Raw genomic sequence first — 18,451 nt, forward strand, 5'->3', positions numbered from 1 at the left:
AGTCAAGGATCGCTCTCATTTTGGATGCGGATCGTTGGTTCGGCCCACAGTAGTGGCTGATCCCAATGACCGGAACCTATAGTCGCGAAATTTTGGAATCAATACTCAACCGAACTAGCTCCTGGGTAGGGATCGATGTAGCTATTCCACATCTCTCAATAGAGTCTAGTTTCCCGGGTTTTAACGGCACCTCCAGGAAGCTATTAGCTAAGACTTATCCTTTAAGTGAACGCAAAAACACTCGCAAAAATCCGGAAAGGTAAAAGATATTCGAGACGAGATGGGGATACAACCCAGTACAAATAAACGTCACTGTGACTTTAATAGGGTAGGTAAAAGTACCCTCAAAATTTACCATCAGGCATCTCTAATATGAAGGTTTTAAGCTCAACTAAGAACCCCTTCTGCCAACAACAGTCCAAAAAGAATCAAACAAGTGAGATACTAGATCTATGGCAAAAGACATTTCACAATTCCAGTGTTCCCGTCGCATGTTTCTGATCGGTACTGCCACAACGTTTGCAGGAGCGGTCCTCGCAGCATGCGGCGCAGAGGAAGCGCAATCAGTTTCGGTAAACGATGTTCCGGTTGGCTCCGGGGTTATCGTCGGAAGCGTCATCATTGCCCAGCCAACAGAAGGGGAGTACCGTGCGTATTCCACCGCCTGCCCACACGCCAACGCTGTGATTGATGAGATCAACGGTGATATAGCACGTTGCCCGAAGCACGGATCAGAATTCTCATTAAAGGACGGCTCCGTCATCACTGGCCCAGCCCGCGACGCGCTGTATCCAGAAGAAGTCACAGTAGACGGTCAAACAATTACTATCCAGTAATTTCAGGGGAGAGCGCCTAGTACACGGATGCTTGAACTAGGCGCTATCTCAGTTAAACCTAAAACCGCGCTCGGTGGTACTGAGGTGCCAATCCAGCTTCTAGTGGATCTAGGCCAAGCAACGTGGCTGCCCGTGCTGGCCATGCGGGATCTGCCAGAGCCTGGGAACCCACATCCACCGCGTCAAGGCCATCAACGGACACTAGATGCTCCGCCAACTCTGGGGTGTCTATCAAACCCACTGCGATGACCGGTATCCTTACTTCCTTAGCAATACTCTTAGCAAATCCTGCCTGATACCCGGGCCCCACCTTTATCTGCGCAGGTACTAGTCCTCCGCTCGATACGTCTACCGCGTCCACACCCAGATCCTCAAGCCGCTGAAGCAGCTGAATGGATAACTCCACATCCCAAGACTCTTCCTCATCTACCCAGTCTGTGGCTGATATTCGAATAATGAGGGGCATCGATTCTGGGATGACATCTCGAACTGCTTCTACTGTCTCAGTGACTATGCGGATTCGGTTGTCAAAGCTTCCACCATATTCATCGGTGCGTTTATTACTAACCGGAGAGAGGAATTGGTGAAGGAGGTATCCGTGCGCAGCATGGATTTCCACAGTGTCGAAACCGCATTCAACAGAGCGGTTAGCCGCGGCAGCGAAATCACCGATTACCTCCTTAATTTCTTCAACACTCAATTCTCGCGGAATCGCAAGATCGGGAAACGCAATGGCGCTCGGCGCCACCGTAGTCCAGCCACCCTCGCCTACGGGAACCGATCCGCTGTCAAAGCTCGGCAGCGCAGGTTGTGTAGACGCCTTTCGTCCAGCGTGCGCAAGCTGGATGCCAATCGCTGCACCCTGAGAATGCACAAAATCTACGATTGGTTCCCACGCCAAAGACTGTTCGTCATTCCATATTCCAACACAGCGAGGGGAGATGCGGCCTTCCGGATTAACACCCGCAGCCTCAACCATCACTAGACCGAAACCACCGGCGGCTCGTGCACCATAGTGCACAAGATGCCAGTCAGTAGGTACTCCATCTTCTGCTTCTACCGAGTATTGGCACATTGGTGGCAGGAAAATACGATTTCGGATGCTCAGCTCGCGGAGCTGGATTGGTTCGAAGAGTTGAGGTTTCATTCTCCCCACCATACGCTCGTGCAGCAGAATACTGATACGGATGCGAAGAGCATAACGGTTGCGTCCGCTAGCGTGGTGTATCTGTAGCCCGCGGTAGGCCTTGTGCCGGTGCACAATGAGGCGACCATCGCGGGTACCTTTCGAATCAACTCTTACCTATCCTCGAAAGGAAGTACCCTGCGATGGCCGCTGACCCCAATCATATCGATCCGACCGCGTATGTCGAAGAGCTACTGACTCAAGCATCCCCAGACCTGATGCGCCAAATGCTCACTGACTTCATCAACCAGATTCTCTCCGCCCAGGCAGACACCGTCTGCGGGGCAGATTATGCAACAGTGTCGCCGGATCGTACAAACACCCGCAATGGTTACCGTCACCGACAGCTAGATACCCGCGTCGGCAGTATTGATGTGGCAATCCCGAAGCTACGCACCGGCTCATTTTTCCCCGACTGGCTGCTAGAGCGCCGCAGCCGCACCGAACGCGCCCTGACCACAGTTATCGCCACCTGCTACCTCAAGGGGGTCTCCACCCGCAGGATGAACGACCTAGTCGCCACACTCGGTATCAACAACCTATCGAAATCACAGGTCAGCGAGATGGCCAAAGAGCTTGACACGATGGTCGAACAATTCCGTACCAGACCATTGGACCAGGGCCCGTATTACTACCTCTCCTGTGACGCGTTGACGATGAAAGTGCGGGAAGGCGGCCGAGTCGTCAAAGCCAGCGTGCTACTGGCCACAGGTGTCAACGCTGACGGCTACCGCGAACTGCTTGGCATGCAGGTTGCTACAGCGGAATCTACCGCGTCGTGGACGGGTTTCTTCCGCGACCTCATCGCCCGTGGCCTCACCGGGGTATTCCTGGTCACCAGCGATGCCCATCTTGGTATTCAAGCAGCCGTGGGTGATTGCCTGCCGCAGGCTAGTTGGCAGCGGTGCCGCACCCACTTCGCGAAGAACCTATCAGCCCAGGTACCGAAGACCCAGTGGCCGACCCTATCAGCAATGTTTCACACGATCTTCCAGCAACCCGATGCCCTTCCAGCAACCCGATGCCACCAACGTGTGGGTCCAGGCCAGGGATGTGGTGGAGTTCTGCCAGCACAAGTTCCCGAACGTGGCAGACTACCTCGAGGAGTGTCTCGACGAGCTGTTGGCGTTTACCGCTGCGCCGAAAGCGGTGTGGAGCAAAATCTGGTCAAATAACCCCACTGAACGGCTCAATAGAGAGATCCGCCGGCGTAGCGATGTCGTAGGAATCTTCCCAAACCGAGACGCTGTAGTGCGCCTTGTTGGGGCGGTTTTGGCCGAACAGCACGATGACTGGATCCAACAGAAACGTTATATGTCACTGGCCAGCCTGACACAGACCAAAGAGATCATCGCCGCTGGGGTCATCGACGAGGACCGCGACAACAACCAGGAAAACGCCGCGTGAATACCCTCACCCCCCATCCCCGAGACGGCCCCTAAACCACCGCCATGAAACTAACCCCAGATTCGAAATACAGATACACCACTACCCAGGACTTGACCAGCATAACTGTCAGATGCATCAGGATAAGGACATCTGCCCGCAAATGTGGTGAGGTTTCACGTGAAACTTTTAGAGATATCGCCGATACTCATTACACTCGTAAACATGAAAAAGAAGACGTGGATTGATCCAATTCCGACACTTGTTGCATTGGCGCTAGCGGCATCAGCTGGGTTAATTTTCATGCTACTCATAGGAGTTTCGGATACCTTCAACGCTCTTGCGGAATTATTTCTCTGGCTACCGATAATTCTCGCCCCAACTATTGTGTCCTTGATCGTGTTCACTGTTCTTCGCCCGATCATCAACGCTGACCCCACGAGGTTCTATGTGATTGCTAGCGCTATATTTGTAATCGCTATGGTGGGTGGCGTGTTCCTTTTGCCAGAGGTGCCAACTGCTACGTATCTTGTGAACATAGCCGTCTTTTGTGTGATGGCCGCTATTACTGTCTTAACGGTTAAAAAACAGCGATAGAATTAAACTCAATAACTTAAACACCAGTGCTGGAATCACACCCTACACTGGTGTTTATGCTTTCTAGACTCAAAAATCTCGATCCGTTGATCGTGCTCATTATCCTGGCGGTCATCATTGCGATTATCGCACCGGCTAGTGGCACATTCGCTGAGTGGTTCTCTTTTGCCACAAAGATAGCCATTGCCATCCTCTTTTTCCTTTATGGCGCCAGGCTTTCTACAAGGGAAGCACTAGATGGCCTGAAGAACTGGAAGCTTCACCTGACCATTTTGGCGTTCACGTTCGTAGTTTTCCCAATCATCGGCCTCCTTCTACGCCCTCTAGATAATCTGATCGGCGAGGAACTCTATCTTGGGATTCTCTACCTCACCCTCGTACCTTCAACAGTCCAATCATCGGTTGCTTTCACGTCCATCGCGAAGGGTAACTTCGCGGGTGCGATTGTTTCAGCTTCAGCCAGCAACCTTGCGGGAGTTGTACTCACCCCGCTTCTGGTCATGGCTCTTATGACCACCGGTGGTGGCGTTCGCATAGACGCACAGGTATTTGTGGATATCGCTGTGCAGCTACTGTTGCCATTTATGCTGGGCCAGATTGCTCGCGCTGTTTTCCCTAAGGTTGCTACCCTTGCGGCGAATAAGGCAACCAAGGTAGTGGACCGCGGTTCCATCGGCATGGTCGTCTACTCAGCCTTCTCTGCCGGTGTAGTTGGGGGAGTGTGGTCCAGTGTGGCCGTGTGGCAGCTTGTGTTCCTCGTGGTCTTCTCCGCGGTTTTTGTTTCTTTCATGTTGTGGCTGTCGCGCACTGTCGGCCAGGCGCTTAAGTTCAATCGGGGAGACGTTATTGCAATTGAGTTCTGTGGCTCCAAGAAGTCTCTTGCGACCGGACTTCCAATGGCTGCCGTCATCTTTGGTGGCGCTAATCTTGGCTTGCTGATTCTTCCTCTGATGATCTTCCACCAAGTCCAACTGATGATTTGTTCGTGGCTTGCCGCTCGATATGGCCGTGAAGAAAACGTGAGCCCCGCACGACAGCGCTGAACGCCCACAGTTCGGAAAATAGCAGAACTCTAAAAACCGCCAAGTACTAGTAGGATCAAGCCATGACTGATTTTCTGTACGTCCGCATTGAAATGACTATCCCGCAAGTGGGCACCACAGTCCACATCGCCGAGCTGGAAGAATTAAATACGCAGATGTGCACAATGCGACGCATTATCGAGCTTGACACCCAAGGATCCATTCAAGGTGGAGCCTATGGTGACAAGATGGTCGGCTTGGCCGCACCGCCAGCTGATGTTGTGCCACATCCTAACTCTTATGGTGACTTCCCGGATATTTCTGCGACGAACCTGAACGCAGACGAATTTGAATCCCTGTGGGCAGAAACCATCACCAAGTTCCCCGAATTAGCTGCCCTATAAGGAACGCAACGTTACTTTAGAAAGCATAAGATAAGCGGCCCGGCTCAGATACATGAGTCGGGCCGCTTCGCTATGAACAAGCTCTCGATTTGCTGTCAGAAGATGAGGTTAACCAGCAGCATATACGCTGCCGTACCACCCAAGATGGAAATGGCAGCATCCCTGCGCCACCAGTGGAGGAGGAGCGTGGCCAAGACACCAAGCCCACCGGCAATCCATCCTCCTGGGTTGGCCGCCGCGCCGTGCAGTGTGTAGACGACAAGGACTGTCATAACTCCTATGGGCATGGTGATTGCGAGGAGGGAAAGCAGTGAGCTGCCTTTCAACGCCTTTCCAGCACCAAATGGGATCCAGCGCAAAAGCACCGTAATGATGGCAATGGGGATGAGGACGGTGAATACTTCCGCGATGGTTACACCTTCTGGAAGCCCCACAGATGACGCAACTAAAAATGAGGAAGTCACTGGGCATCGCCCCGTTCGTCGTCACCACGCCTTGGATTCAATGTTTCACGTGAAACGTTTGGATTAATCGCGTCTTCATCAACTAGTGAATCGGCCGCAACCGCCATGTCCACATCGGAAGATCTCTTCAGGCGGAATGTCATGAGGCGATCAATCCGCGGGGAAGCGTTGCGTATGACAAGCAGAATGAAATAACACGTGAGGGCAACGACGAGAATCTGGGCGGGCGCGAGCACCATGGCAAGGGCCGCCAATGCAAGCGCGCTGAGTGGCAGAGAGAAATCCATGTTGTTACGAAAGGACTCCCAAGCAAGCACTACAAAGAGAGCGGTGAGCGCAAATTCCATACCTTTGACGCTATCCGGAACCGCGGTACCCGCTATAGCGCCAACTATGCCAGGGATAACCCAGAGCAACTGGCAGAGAATTTGAATCGTAAGTACCTGCACACCACCAATCGGCCGGTTACCACGGGCAGAGACAATTGCATAGGACTCATCTGTGATGGCGTAGGTGCTGTAAGCACGGCCCAGTAGTGAGCGAATCTCGTCACGTGGGAACGTTAAACCATAGAAGATGTGGCGAAAGTTCACCATGAATCCGGTGATCAATGCAGATACCGGCCCCACGCCAGAAGTTACTAACCCTACAGCAAGGAATTCCATCGAGCCTGCGTAAATAACCGTGGAGAAGATCGGGGCCCACCACCACGCAAAGCCGGTTTGGGACATTAGTAAACCGAATGCCAGGCCCAAAGGAATAAGACCCAAGCCAACAGCCCAGGTCTCCTTGACACCAGCTTTGATCTGGTTCTTCGTATCCACATCACGATCGCCAGATCGCGATGTTTCACGTGAAACCATCAGTTTTCCTCAAGCTCGCGAGGGAAAGTCGCAAACAGTGGCAGCGGCATCGCTTGCCGACGCAACACATCGCCCCACACGTCAGCGCCTCGCTTAGTGATCACGTCCGCCGGCAAGGCCGGCGCCACATACCAATCCCCGGCATCGATCTCCGCCTGCAGGTCGCCCGGCGCCCACTGCTTGTAGCCAGCAAAGAAACGAACAGCCTGAAGTTCTTCACCGATGAAAGAGGGATCCGTGGTGAGATCAACAAGGACTATGCGGTTAGTGATCTTGTTCAATAGGTGCGGGTAGCGCTCGAACTCAATACCAGGCGCATTAATTCCCACCCCCAAGACGCCAGGATGCCCCTCGGGGCCACCGATGTGGAGGGCAGGGGATTCCTTAGTCAGTTCCTCCCACCCTGGCTGGACGTTCGCCACAGCAATGTCTGAGCGTTGGGCAAGCCCTACGCCCACAGTGATGTGAGCGTTGTGCTCAAGAATAAGAAAGACGTTCCGAGCAAGCGATGGATCTTCAGTACCAGGCGCGGCGACGACAAGCGTGCCCGGTTCCGGATCGCGCTTATCTAAGGCTGTGAACAGTCGGTCTCCGTAGAGGTTTGCCATTAGCTTTCTCCCTTCTCGGTGGCCCACCAAGCCTTAAGCTCGGCGATAGCCTCATCGCGCTCCAGTGGACCGCGCTCTAGACGAAGCTCCTTCATGAAGGCCCACGCCTTGCCCACATCAGGTCCAGGCTTAAGATCAAGCAGCTCCATGATCTCATTACCGTTCAAATCTGGTCGCACACGCGCCAGATCCTCCTTTGCGGCAATGTCTGCAATGCGTTCCTCCAAGTTGGCGTAGGCACGGGCCAAGCGCGCTGCCTTCCGCTGGTTGCGAGTAGTGCAGTCAGCACGCACCAAACGATTCAGCCGAGCAAGGAGATGCCCCGCATCCGTAACGTAGCGCCGAACAGCGGAATCAGTCCATTCACCCTCACTGAAACCATGGAATCGCATGTGGAGGTACACCAGCTGGGAGACATCCGCGACCATCTGTTTAGAGTACTTGAGCTTGCGCATGCGCTTGCGCACCAACTTGGCACCTACCACCTCATGATGGTGGAAAGAGACTTTGCCGTCTTCAGAGAACGCGCGGGTATCTGGCTTGCCAATGTCGTGAAGCAAGGCCGCCCAACGCAACACAAGGTCCGGCCCCTGTTCTGGATCTTCGAGATCCATCGCCTGTGACAGCACCTTGAGGGAGTGAGCATAAACGTCCTTATGCTGATGGTGCTCATCCTGGGTGAGCTTAAGCGCAGGAATCTCAGGAAAAATAAAGTCCGCGATACCAGTCTCCACCATCAAGTCAATGCCGTCCCATGGCACGAGCCCAAGAATCATCTTGTCTAATTCCACTTGCACACGTTCGACCGTGATGCGCTGGATCTCTGCGGCCATATCGCTCATGGCAGTCTTGACGCGATCAGCAACACGGAACCCAAGCTGGGAAGTAAATCGTGCGGCACGCAGCATGCGCAATGGATCATCATGGAAGGATTGTTCCGGCGCGGCAGGGGTATCAAGCACGCCTGCTGCGAGGTCAGCAATGCCGTTCATGGGATCGTGGAACGTCATGCCAAATCCGGAACCAGTGCCTTCACCCGCCAGGATCTCCACAGCCATAGCGTTGACCTTGAAGTCACGGCGCACCAGATCGCCCTCCAAGGTGTCACCAAACTGAACCTGTGGATTGCGCGACTGGCCGTCATAAACATCCGAGCGAAACGTGGTGATCTCAATTTGCTGACCGTGCTTCTCGGCGGATACGGTGCCAAAATCGATTCCGGTATCCCACACCACTTCCGCGTAGGACTCCAGAATCTCTTTAACCACTTCTGGGCGGGCGTCAGTGGTGAAGTCGAGATCATGGCCTAAGGCATCCAGCATTGCATCACGGACGGACCCGCCCACTAAGTAAAGGGAATGTCCGCGCGCGATGAACTGCTCCGCTAGTGGCGCAAGCACGGGCTTGAGTTTGGCAAGGCTTTCTTCCGCCCGAGCGAGGGCTGCTGCCTCATCAAATTGCGCAGGCTGTACGGTGTTCTTTGCTTGGGAATTCACCTGAAACATCCTACCAACATGGCTGTTTATCCCCTAAGACACCCCGAAGCCTCCCCAATCAATTCACAGTATTCCCACCTTTATCATCAAAAACAGTGGGGTGAAAATACCTTAGTGCCCATAATCGCGATACGATCATTCGTGATGAGCGATAACACGAGACCACGTGGCCACGCTCGTTCCGGCGATGCCCCGCACAATTCCCAGAGCTCCCACAGGGGACAGGGGAATCAAGGAGGCAAGTCCGGTAACGGAAATGGCCGTGGATCAAGGCGTCGTCGCCGTGGCCGCAGCCGTAACAATCGTGGTGGACAAAACATTTCCAACAACGGAAGTTCACAGGATGGTTCCGCTTCTCCGGCCAGGGCGAATGACCAAGCCTCGCCAGCGCAAAAAAATGCTGGTGGAGGCTCTACTAGTTCTGCCACAAAACCGTCTTCACCTAAACCAGGACCGCGACGCAACACAGCACCGCAACCCGAGCGTGAGTCCGGTGCTGGTTCCCGCAACCAGAATGACCGTGGATCCACCACCGGTGGCAACAGATCTCGCCGCCGCGGACGCGGCGGGGCCAACAGCAACCGCACGGCTGGTGGTAACACCAGGCGCGGCCGGTCTAGTCAGCGTCGGAAAGCAACAAAGCCACGCCACACGCAGTACCAGGGCTCAAAGATGGAGACTAGGGATGAGACGTCGGCAGGTGGCCTCGTTGTCTCAGGTCTCGCTGAAGCCGTGCGCGACGACGGCACCGTGGCGCTCGACCGCATCTACGTTGCCTTGATCGGTCGACTGGACCGTCGTGGCCGTCTGTTGTGGTCCATGCCCAAGGGGCATGTGGAACCAGGTGAGGACATCGCGGCCACTGCAGAGCGCGAAGTGTGGGAAGAAACTGGAATCCACGGCGAAGTCTTTGCTGAACTGGGTGTTATTGACTACTGGTTCGTTTCTGAAGGTATCCGAATCCACAAGACTGTGCACCACCACCTCCTGCGCTACATAGATGGCGACTTAAACGATGAGGACCCAGAGGTCACGGAGGTGTCATGGATTCCGGCGTCGGCACTCATCGAGCACTTTGCCTACGCAGACGAGCGCAAACTTGCCCGTATTGCCCATGACCTGCTGCCAGAGGTGGCGCGCAAAGAGCACGCGGAGGGGAGGATCACACCGCGGTGACCTTCCACCAATCCAACGATCACACGAAGCATATTCCCATGACACCTCGGAAGAAGGCACCACTGACCAGCGCCACCGCATTGGCGCTAACGTCTGTGTTAACCGCATCCGCAGGTGCTTTTGGCGTGCCCGCCGCACTAAACGTACTAGGGCCCGAAACTGTCCAGGCGAAGGCTAACGCGGATGCACTACCGGTTTCACCAACTAGTCCGCAGGGCGCACAGCGCTGGAATAACCCAAATCTGCGCACCGGCGACCAAGCTCCTGCCATTGGCATTGACCTGCGCGAAGTGCCCGCGACTGTGCGTTTAGGCGAAACCCTAACGGTGAGCCTACGAATCACCAACAATTCTTCTGAGACCATCAACACGGGCTCCTCGAACCTGTCCATCCTGCCCAAACGCGCTGAGGCTCAAACATCGGTTGAATCTGCTCGCTCTGCGCTCGCTCAAAATCCAGAAGCCTTTCAATACTTCGGCCGTCTCATCTCAGTTCAAGAAGCACTCGGTGATGACGTGGATATCGCACCGGGTGAATCGATTGATTTGAGCCTGGACATTCCAACCTCCGCGGATGCTGGCAACGGTATTGATATCAGCCAGCCTGGCTTTTACCCCTTCCTATTGGGCGTTCACACCGCGAATGGTACAGAAGCAACGCAGCGTTACTTATTGAGTGTGCTCGGCTCCAATGATGAATCCTCTACCAGCAACACCCAAACTTACCCAGCAAGGGACTACCTAAGTCCACGCGCTGCTCAAGTGGCTGCAGCTGCCTCAGAGGAAGCTGACAACGCGACCTCAGATCGCGCACAGCAACCCGCCCCTGTTGGGGAGACAACGAACGCAGCAGAGCCTGAGAAAGCCCAAACCCCTCAAGAGGCTGTGCGTGAAGCAGCCACACCTTTGAGTGTGGTGGTGCCCATCACCGCCGACGTAAACATCGTCCCAGGTGAGACCGGTGACGCACCAGAGCGCCAGCAGCTCATCCTCGCTGACGAATCCCTAGCCACCCAGCTGCGTCCCGGCGGCAGGATCGCCACAATGGTGGCAAATCTAGATGAGCTTCTGAGTGGGAACGAACAACTGGCTCAGGCCACCTGCCTTGCTATTGATCCGCAACTAGTGGACGCTCTTGACCGTATGGCGGATGGCTACATTGTTGCTGCTGAACGGCCAAGTCCAGTTTCCCAGAAGCAGCGATTGCGGGATAGTTGGGCTGACAATACGGACTCCTTTATCTCTGAGCCAGGCGCCGGAAGCGCCGATGCCCGCACCGTGCTGGAGAAGCTCCGCTCGCTTACTGATACCCAATGTAGCGTTGCGTTGCCTTGGGCAAACGCGAACCTCAATGCGGTAGCGGACGCGTCCAATAGCGCATTGATGCGAGAAGCACTCGTGCGCGGGCAGGAAACATTGGCGCGTGTTCTGGACACCACCCCGGTAACCAACGTGGTGATCTCCCCGAATGGCTACATCACGGAGAGCACAGCACCGTTGGTTGGTTGGGCTGACGTCAGTGATTACTTAGGCAATCTCTCTCAAAACTCAGAAACCAGTGGCGCCTTCGCTGAAGAGGACGTAGCAGCAGACCAATGGGAGAGAAGCAAGGACCGTGCATCAAAAGCATCCTCAGCGGATGAAACACCGGAGGCTGAGAACACTGAGGTAGCGTCTGAGCTTGATGAGCAGAACTCCTTGGAGTCATTGTCCTCAAATGAGTCTGCCGAATCCGCAGCAGCACCAAAACCGCAAAAACCAGTCCGCGTACTGGTAGCGGACAATACGCTATGGAATACGCCTAAGAGGGATCGTTTTGCCGTGCTGGGCCAGAAGGTAACGGCAGTTGGTTATGACGCTGGTTTGTCGCAAGTACTGGCTGAGGCATCAGAGAGCCCTCAAACCGTGGCTTACGGATCTTACGACGTGCGCTTCAACGGGAACTTAGACTCCTTGAACGCACGATTGGCCACGGCACAGTCCGCTCTGCGGATGGCCGTGGATGAAGCAAACGGTTTGGATGGTCAACAACCACGCCCGGTTCTTGCCATGTTACCTGCCATTTCAGACGACGGCGCCGGCGCGGTAAGCGTACTCAATACGGCTGCAAGCTTGCTGGAAACTGGGCAGGCAAAGGCTCTTCCGCTGGGCGACTTCGTGACCCCAGCGCCCGACCAAGCACGCGAACTCACTCAGCTCGCGCAGAGCCAACAAGCCACCAATGGTGGCCAGCAGGAGCGCTTTGGCGCGCCTTACGATGATCCAACTGAAATCGCGGACACAGAAGTGCTTGGGATTCGTCAACAAGCAGCTTACGTGGATGACCTGACCTCCTTGATGGTTGACGATCCAAAGTTAGCGCTGACTCCCTACACGTTCACTGCACCACTGCGCCAGGACCTACTACGAGCCCTGTCGTACAACGGGCGCAATGAAGCAAACAAGTTCGATGACCGCGTAGCCAACACCGAGCACATCGCCAGCAATAACCGCGAAGCACTGATGCAACTGCGTGACTCCGTGTCCCTGCTACCACCGGGAAACGTCTACACCCGCATCTCAGATGCCTCGCCACTCTTGATCGTGGCACGCAACGGACTCCCACTCCCGGTCAACGCCCACCTGCGATACACCGGCCCAGACAACTCCAAACTGTCCACTCCAAGCCCCCTCGTAATTCCGGCCAAGGGCTCCATGACCGTGTCCATGACCGCAGATCTGCCCGAGGAACCGAACCGCACGAACCTCTCGCTGTGGTTAGCTACCAGCCAGGATGCGGGCATCTCCGCGCCAGTGGACATCACAGTACAGACCCAAAAGGGACTCAGCGGGCGCTCTGGCCTAGCCATTGGGCTAGTCATTGCCTTGGCGCTCATCCTGCTCGGTCGCGTTTTCATTCTCCGTAAACGGAAAAAGAACGCTCGCGTGCAGCGCGAACAACGACAGCATGGTGCGGCCAGCCCGCGCACCAGCGTGTCCGCCCGCGCCCCTGAATCTAACGGTGGTGCGCAGTCCTCTCATGACGTTGCACGCCGTAGGAACCAACCGCGTCGCGGTGGGGATAAGTCCACGGGCGACTTCAGGGAACCTAGCTAAAAGTAACGCTGCGTTACTTATAGCAACTTTGCCCTTCCACACCCCAATAGAAAATGTGAGATCGACGTATGGATACTCCTCGGCCTTCCAGCCCGGGTACTCGTCACCGGTTTGTTACTCCTGCCGCCCCTGCTCCTGTGCCGGCATCTGACGCTCAGCGCAGTTCTTCCCGCGAGGCGGTGCGGGAAGAAGCTACGGATAATTCTTTGTTGCTGGCTCCACCGTCACTTTCGCACAGTGAGTCCTCGGCCCCTGAGGCTGAGGAGCCCTCGGCCGATGCGAGTGCGGTGGCTCCACGCACCACTGCGCTGAAAGAGCGTGCCCCTGAGTCAGCTCCTTCTGGTGCTGCGTCTGATGATGATCGGGCGCAGAAGGAAAGTGACTCTGACGTTGTTCGTTCGACTGGCTCTATGGCGATTGCCACCCTTTTTTCTCGTCTGACTGGGTTCCTGCGTACGGTGCTGATTACCGCTACGTTGGGTGGTGCTATTGCGTCGGCATTTAACACGGCGAACACTCTGCCAAACCTGATCACGGAGATCGTGCTGGGTGCGGTGCTGACGTCGTTGGTGGTCCCGGTGCTGGTGCGTGCGGAGAAGGAGGATCCCGATAGGGGTGAGGCCTTCATTAGGCGGCTGTTTACTCTGTCGGCTACGTTGTTGGGTTCGATCACGATCCTTGCGGTTGTGGCCGCGCCGCTTTTGACCCGCACCATGTTGGATAAGGACGGTGAGGTTAACCTCATTCAGTCCACGAGCTTCGCGTATTTGTTGTTGCCGCAGATTTTCTTCTATGGCATTTTCTCGCTGCTGATGGCTGTGCTGAACACCAAGGGTGTGTTCAAGCCTGGTGCGTGGGCGCCGGTGGCCAACAATGTGATTTCGATTGTTGTCCTGTTGGCGTATTACTTTGTGCCGGGTTCGTTGCACCCTTCTGATCCAACAGGCCTGTCTGATCCTCATATTTTGCTCTTGGGTCTCGGTACTACGCTTGGCGTAATCGTGCAGGCATTGATTATGGTGCCGCCGATCCGCAAGGCGGGGATCTCTCTTAAGCCTTTGTGGGGTATTGATGATCGCCTGAAGCAGTTTGGTGGCATGGCTATTGCCATCGTGGTTTACGTTGCAATTTCCCAGCTGGGTTACATTGTCACCACTCGTATTGCATCGAGTGCTGACGCTGAGGCGCCTGCTATCTACCAGCAGGCATGGCTGCTTCTGCAGGTGCCTTACGGCATCATCGGCGTCACCCTGCTCACGGCGATCATGCCGCGTCTGTCGCGTAATGCTGCTGATGGTGACGAGAAGGGTGTTGTCCGTGATTTGGTGATGGGCTCTAAGCTCACTTTCTTGGCGCTGATTCCGATCGTCGTATTCTTTACTGCGTTCGGTGTTCCGATTGCCAAGGGATTGTTCGCTTGGGGTGCGTTCTCTGAAGAGTCCGCATCTATCTTGGGTTTCACCTTAAGCTTTTCTGCTTTTACGCTCCTGCCGTACGCATTGGTACTTCTGCACCTGCGTGTCTTCTACGCTCGTGAGGAGGCATGGCTTCCAACCTTTATTATTGGCGGCATCACGGTCACGAAGATCGTTCTGAGCTTCCTTGCTCCTATGGTGGCGTCATCTCCTGAGCGCGTGGTCGTGCTCCTTGGTTTCGCTAATGGTTTTGGCTTTATTTCTGGCGCAGTCATCGGTGCTGTATTGCTTCGTCGTAAGCTTGGCAACTTGGGTTCTCGTGAGGTGGCTCGTACTTGTGGCTGGGCACTGGGTGCTTCGCTGGTAGGTGTGCTCGTTGCTCTTGGTCTTTCGTGGTTGCTTACTCATAGCTTGATCAGCGTGCTTGAGCCACTAGGGTCCCTCCGTCATATCGTGCACGTTGCCATCACGGGTGTGGTGTTCCTTGTTGTCACGGGCATCGTGTTGTCGCGCTCCAAGCTGGATGAGGTCATTGGCTTGGGCCGCGCGCTGCAGCGTATCCCAGGTATGAACAAGATCATTAAGATTCAGGCCCCAACGGAGGCTGAGCTCGGTGGAACCAGTGCTCCTGCACCGAGGGAGGACCGTCGCGTACCCGTTGAATTCTCCGCTGAATCCATGGCTTTCGACGCCACGTTCAACGCCACCCCGGTTCCTCCTCCTATGTCTGCGGGCGTAGTCCGCGGGCCACGTTTGGTTCCAGGCGCCGAGGTTGCGGATGGCAGCTACCGATTGTTAGCCGACCATGGTTCCGCGCCAGGGGCGCGCTTCTGGCACGCACGCGAAAAGGAGACCGGTAGGGAAGTAGCACTCACGTTCATTGACACCACCGGCCAGGCGCCTAAGGCGCCAGCCACAGAAGTTGAGGCAAAGCGCAAGGCAGGCAAGATTGTGGCTCGCACGCGCAAGCTTGCCGACGCCAACAAGGCCCAAGGTAGCAACGCACCAGTCGCCGGAAACATCAAGGTCTACCCGTACCCGACTGGTGCTCTGGTAGTAGCAGACTGGACGCCTGGCCGTTCGCTGGCATCGGTTGCGGAGAGCAATCCGGATCCTTATGCTGCGGCTCTTGCCTTCAAACCGCTAGCCGATGCTAGCCAAGACCACCTTCTGGGCCTAGACAACCGCGCTCGTATCCGCATCTCCACCGCCGGCATTGCCGTCCTCGCTTTCCCCGGCGTTCTCGACGATGCCTCACGCGAGCGTGACATCCAAGCAGTGCGCTCAGGCATTAGCCAATTGATGAACTCTGACGAGGTTCCTGAGCCAGTAGCCAAGCTGCTCACCGGAGACGCTGCACTGCTGCCAGAGGGACTCAGAAAGTTGCATGCGGAGCTCTATCCCGCCGAGTCTCAGGGCACAGCAGCGCAGGACGCTGATCCTGTAGAGGATGCTGTGGAAGATGGGAACGCTGAGCCGGTAGTCGCACCACAGCAGAAGCTTCATGTCACTGAGGAACGCGCTCCTAAGCCTGAGTCTGCCCCAGGTTTTGGTTCTAAGGGTTACTCCCGCGGCGCTGGCGTAGTTCTTGGTCTAGCGGCAATCACGATGGTTGTGGTGGCTGCTGTGATTACCGCGTATCTCACCAGTTTGTTTGCAGGTGATGAGGAAACCACGCCAGTAAACCCAGGAGCCATCGTCGGTTCTGAAACTAGCCAAGCACCACGTGTCAAGCTTGTCCTCCCAATTGCTGAGATCAGTGCGTGGTCTGAAAACATAGCTGACGTAGATGAACGGTCTCAGAATGAGACCGCGCTGGTTATTGATGAAGACGCGGACACTGGATGGGCAGTACGTCAAGATCAGGGCCTGCTGGTTAGGGCGGATGAGAAGGGTTACCTCTCTCAGTTGGTCGTGCGGACCGAGGGAAATTCGCCCGTGGATGTGAAAGTTTACGGCGTCCCCGCATCAGCTGAGGGTGAAACCTCATCAAGCAAGCAAGATGAGCAGCTGCCGGAGCTAACCATCGACTCGCTCAAGCCCCTCCCTCTCTTGGCGGAAGAAACCTTGGATTCTCGCCGGACCAAGATTGAGCTTCCAGGAGATGAGCAGTTCGTAGGAATTCTCATGATGGTTGAGTCTTCAACCGGCGCTAATGCCATCCAGGATCTGACATTGGTGGGAAGCTAAACAACGCAGCATCCGCCCCAATCGCTTTATCGGCGATTGGGGCGGATCTGTGTTTGAAACCAAAGAACATGCACAAAAATACACGCTCTTAATGGCTGCATACCCATTTCTCATCTTATTCACAGCAAAAGTAAGACAATAACGCCATTTCCTTAGAAACCGGTCTATTTATAGAAATGCTCTACGTAAGCCTGTAAGACAACCGATACATCCACCACCTGCCACGACAGCACTACAGGGCCACACGTCAGCAGAGTTGGATTCTCTAAGCATGTGACATCGCTGCTTCGCGATCGAGCGCAACTATTAAATTAACCTAAGAATCACCCATCAATTGCGCTGAATTAGGGGTAAACCATTACACCCGATATTAGATTTCAACAATAAAAATATTAATTAAAATATCGGCCAGCTGGCCCTGCACTAAAGCGTCGCTCCCCATCAAAAATATCCTCACCTGCGTCTTTGCAAATAAAAAGGCAAGCTCATTCCAACTTGCGCACCGCAAAACTCGAGAAGCACATAATTCTCTTATGTTTTATAAGTTGTATGTACTAGCGAAATAGATGCAAGGGGGCTAGTAAATGTCAGAAGAAATGAAGTTCGACGGAAAGACGCACCCTCGCGTCTCCAGCGCACAGAGGGAAGATGGTATGGATACCAATCCTGCCTCACCAGATTTTCCTGCCGACGCGTCCACGTACCACAATAAAAAAGAGGATTCCGCCACCGTTTCCTCTCGCTGGGGAAGGATCCGCAATTATCCAAAACTCACTCGAGCTGAATGGATAGAACTAACCGGCATAGACACCGCGTCACCGTTCCTCAAGCAACCGATGCACAAGCTACGTCGCCCCGTTTGCTCAGAGGAACCTGATAATGAGGACGAATCCATCACACGAGCGCCTTCTTTTACCCTGCCACCTGATCAGTACTTCCAGGCAGTTCGTAATCTCAAAATAGAGACCGAGGACGAAGTCTTAGTGGACCAATTCCTGGCAGGTGACTACAGCAAATTCAATGAGCTAGTAGCTAAGCACTATCGGCGCATTTGGTTCCTTTGCCGTCGCTACACGGACAACTACGATGACGCTTACGATGTTCTCCAGGATTGCCTTTTGAAGGCCTACCGCAACATCCATCTGTACAACCGCGAATCTAGCTTTGGCACATGGCTCCACCGACTCGTCACAAATCAGGCATACGACAGCTTTGCCAAGCGGAAAAACGCAGCGAGTAACCTTCCGCTGGATGAACAGACTGTTAACCCTGAGGTTGAGCGTGCCATAAGCCACGATCCTATTGATGGCCTAGATATCAGCATCACATTGAGGGAGGCACTCGCCAAACTTCACGCTGATCAAAGAGAAGCCATTGTATTGGTTGATTTCTTGGGTTACGACATTCCCATCGCCGCCGCAAAGGTAGGCGTGCGCCCAGGCACCATAAAATCCCGACGTGCCCGCGCCCGTCTGGGGCTTCGCCAAATACTGAGCCCAAACGATCAACAAGATTAGCAATGTGTACAGCGCATGGCTCCCGTTCAAATTACTGGAAGCCATGCGCTTTAGTCATGCCCCTAAAAAAGACATCCACAAGGCGCTACATGTAGGCACTGTGAGGATCTACGCCGAGAGTCCTAGAATGTAAGCAGTCACGCGCTTTTGTGCTGGATTGGAACAAATCCTCCAGCATGCGAGTTGAACAGTGAGG

At 54.8% G+C, this 18,451-nt stretch carries 12 protein-coding genes and 2 pseudogenes; 9 read left to right on the top strand and 5 right to left on the bottom strand.

Going from position 1 to position 18,451, the window contains the following annotated elements:
* Nucleotides 1-452: 452 nt before the first annotated feature.
* Entirely contained in the window at nt 453-836 is a 384-nt protein-coding gene (locus ACXM2N_RS11375; protein WP_458488792.1) for a Rieske (2Fe-2S) protein, read from the top strand.
* 58 nt (nt 837-894) lie between these two features.
* Here ACXM2N_RS11375 and ACXM2N_RS11380 read toward each other — a convergent pair whose 3' ends face one another.
* Nucleotides 895-1,983: an NADH:flavin oxidoreductase/NADH oxidase gene (locus ACXM2N_RS11380; protein ID WP_458488794.1), complete on the bottom strand. Its 1,089-nt coding sequence runs from the start codon at nt 1,981-1,983 to the stop codon at nt 895-897.
* Nucleotides 1,984-2,165: 182 nt separating this feature from the next.
* On the opposite strand from ACXM2N_RS11380, the pseudogene ACXM2N_RS11385 reads away from it, so the two are divergent.
* The 4 genes and pseudogenes from ACXM2N_RS11385 (at nt 2,166) to ACXM2N_RS11400 (ending at nt 5,431) form a co-directional block, all read left to right on the top strand.
* Nucleotides 2,166-3,429 (top strand): annotated as a pseudogene (locus ACXM2N_RS11385) (IS256 family transposase).
* 204 nt (nt 3,430-3,633) lie between these two features.
* On the top strand, nt 3,634-4,005 hold the full coding sequence (locus ACXM2N_RS11390) for a hypothetical protein (RefSeq protein WP_458488796.1): 372 nt from the start codon (nt 3,634-3,636) through the stop codon (nt 4,003-4,005).
* A gap of 56 nt (nt 4,006-4,061) precedes the next feature.
* Entirely contained in the window at nt 4,062-5,048 is a 987-nt protein-coding gene (locus ACXM2N_RS11395) for a bile acid:sodium symporter family protein (RefSeq protein ID WP_458488798.1), read from the top strand.
* 62 nt (nt 5,049-5,110) lie between these two features.
* Nucleotides 5,111-5,431: a hypothetical protein gene (locus tag ACXM2N_RS11400; RefSeq protein WP_458488800.1), complete on the top strand. Its 321-nt coding sequence runs from the start codon at nt 5,111-5,113 to the stop codon at nt 5,429-5,431.
* A gap of 95 nt (nt 5,432-5,526) precedes the next feature.
* Here ACXM2N_RS11400 and ACXM2N_RS11405 read toward each other — a convergent pair whose 3' ends face one another.
* From ACXM2N_RS11405 to ACXM2N_RS11420, 4 genes and pseudogenes are all read right to left on the bottom strand, one after another.
* Nucleotides 5,527-5,895 (bottom strand): branched-chain amino acid transporter permease, encoded by a 369-nt coding sequence (locus tag ACXM2N_RS11405; protein WP_458488802.1) that lies wholly within the window; start codon nt 5,893-5,895, stop codon nt 5,527-5,529.
* A gap of 128 nt (nt 5,896-6,023) precedes the next feature.
* A pseudogene (locus ACXM2N_RS11410) lies at nt 6,024-6,758 on the bottom strand (AzlC family ABC transporter permease); the annotation flags it as partial.
* Complete coding sequence (locus ACXM2N_RS11415) at nt 6,758-7,366, bottom strand: YqgE/AlgH family protein (RefSeq protein WP_458488804.1); 609 nt, start codon at nt 7,364-7,366, stop codon at nt 6,758-6,760. The pseudogene ACXM2N_RS11410 and the gene ACXM2N_RS11415, both read right to left, overlap by 1 nt.
* Nucleotides 7,366-8,871 (bottom strand): CCA tRNA nucleotidyltransferase, encoded by a 1,506-nt coding sequence (locus ACXM2N_RS11420; protein WP_458488806.1) that lies wholly within the window; start codon nt 8,869-8,871, stop codon nt 7,366-7,368. The genes ACXM2N_RS11415 and ACXM2N_RS11420 overlap by 1 nt, the downstream gene beginning before the upstream one ends.
* Before the next feature lie 135 nt (nt 8,872-9,006).
* Between ACXM2N_RS11420 and ACXM2N_RS11425 the strand changes: the two genes are divergently transcribed.
* From ACXM2N_RS11425 to ACXM2N_RS11440, 4 genes are all read left to right on the top strand, one after another.
* A complete protein-coding gene (locus ACXM2N_RS11425; protein WP_458488808.1) occupies nt 9,007-10,038 on the top strand; it encodes an NUDIX hydrolase in 1,032 nt (343 codons plus the stop codon).
* A 38-nt stretch (nt 10,039-10,076) separates the two neighbouring features.
* Nucleotides 10,077-13,133, top strand: a complete 3,057-nt coding sequence (locus tag ACXM2N_RS11430; protein ID WP_458488810.1) for a hypothetical protein — start codon at nt 10,077-10,079, stop codon at nt 13,131-13,133.
* A 68-nt stretch (nt 13,134-13,201) separates the two neighbouring features.
* Nucleotides 13,202-16,738, top strand: a complete 3,537-nt coding sequence (murJ, locus tag ACXM2N_RS11435; RefSeq protein ID WP_458488812.1) for a murein biosynthesis integral membrane protein MurJ — start codon at nt 13,202-13,204, stop codon at nt 16,736-16,738.
* A 584-nt stretch (nt 16,739-17,322) separates the two neighbouring features.
* A complete protein-coding gene (locus ACXM2N_RS11440; RefSeq protein WP_458488814.1) occupies nt 17,323-18,255 on the top strand; it encodes an RNA polymerase sigma factor in 933 nt (310 codons plus the stop codon).
* Nucleotides 18,256-18,451: the final 196 nt, after the last annotated feature.

The sequence above is a fragment of the Corynebacterium sp. ZY180755 genome (assembly GCF_054331495.1).

Excerpts from the sequence above, each read along its gene's own strand:
- murJ (WP_458488812.1), top strand. The coding sequence starts at position 13,202 with ATGGATACTCCTCGGCCTTCCAGCCCGGGTACTCGTCACCGGTTTGTT.
- ACXM2N_RS11380 (WP_458488794.1), bottom strand. The coding sequence starts at position 1,983 with ATGAAACCTCAACTCTTCGAACCAATCCAGCTCCGCGAGCTGAGCATC.
- ACXM2N_RS11395 (WP_458488798.1), top strand. The coding sequence starts at position 4,062 with ATGCTTTCTAGACTCAAAAATCTCGATCCGTTGATCGTGCTCATTATC.
- ACXM2N_RS11375 (WP_458488792.1), top strand. The coding sequence starts at position 453 with ATGGCAAAAGACATTTCACAATTCCAGTGTTCCCGTCGCATGTTTCTG.
- ACXM2N_RS11400 (WP_458488800.1), top strand. The coding sequence starts at position 5,111 with ATGACTGATTTTCTGTACGTCCGCATTGAAATGACTATCCCGCAAGTG.
- ACXM2N_RS11390 (WP_458488796.1), top strand. The coding sequence starts at position 3,634 with ATGAAAAAGAAGACGTGGATTGATCCAATTCCGACACTTGTTGCATTG.
- ACXM2N_RS11420 (WP_458488806.1), bottom strand. The coding sequence starts at position 8,871 with ATGTTTCAGGTGAATTCCCAAGCAAAGAACACCGTACAGCCTGCGCAA.
- ACXM2N_RS11415 (WP_458488804.1), bottom strand. The coding sequence starts at position 7,366 with ATGGCAAACCTCTACGGAGACCGACTGTTCACAGCCTTAGATAAGCGC.
- ACXM2N_RS11440 (WP_458488814.1), top strand. The coding sequence starts at position 17,323 with ATGTCAGAAGAAATGAAGTTCGACGGAAAGACGCACCCTCGCGTCTCC.
- ACXM2N_RS11425 (WP_458488808.1), top strand. The coding sequence starts at position 9,007 with ATGAGCGATAACACGAGACCACGTGGCCACGCTCGTTCCGGCGATGCC.
- ACXM2N_RS11430 (WP_458488810.1), top strand. The coding sequence starts at position 10,077 with ATGACACCTCGGAAGAAGGCACCACTGACCAGCGCCACCGCATTGGCG.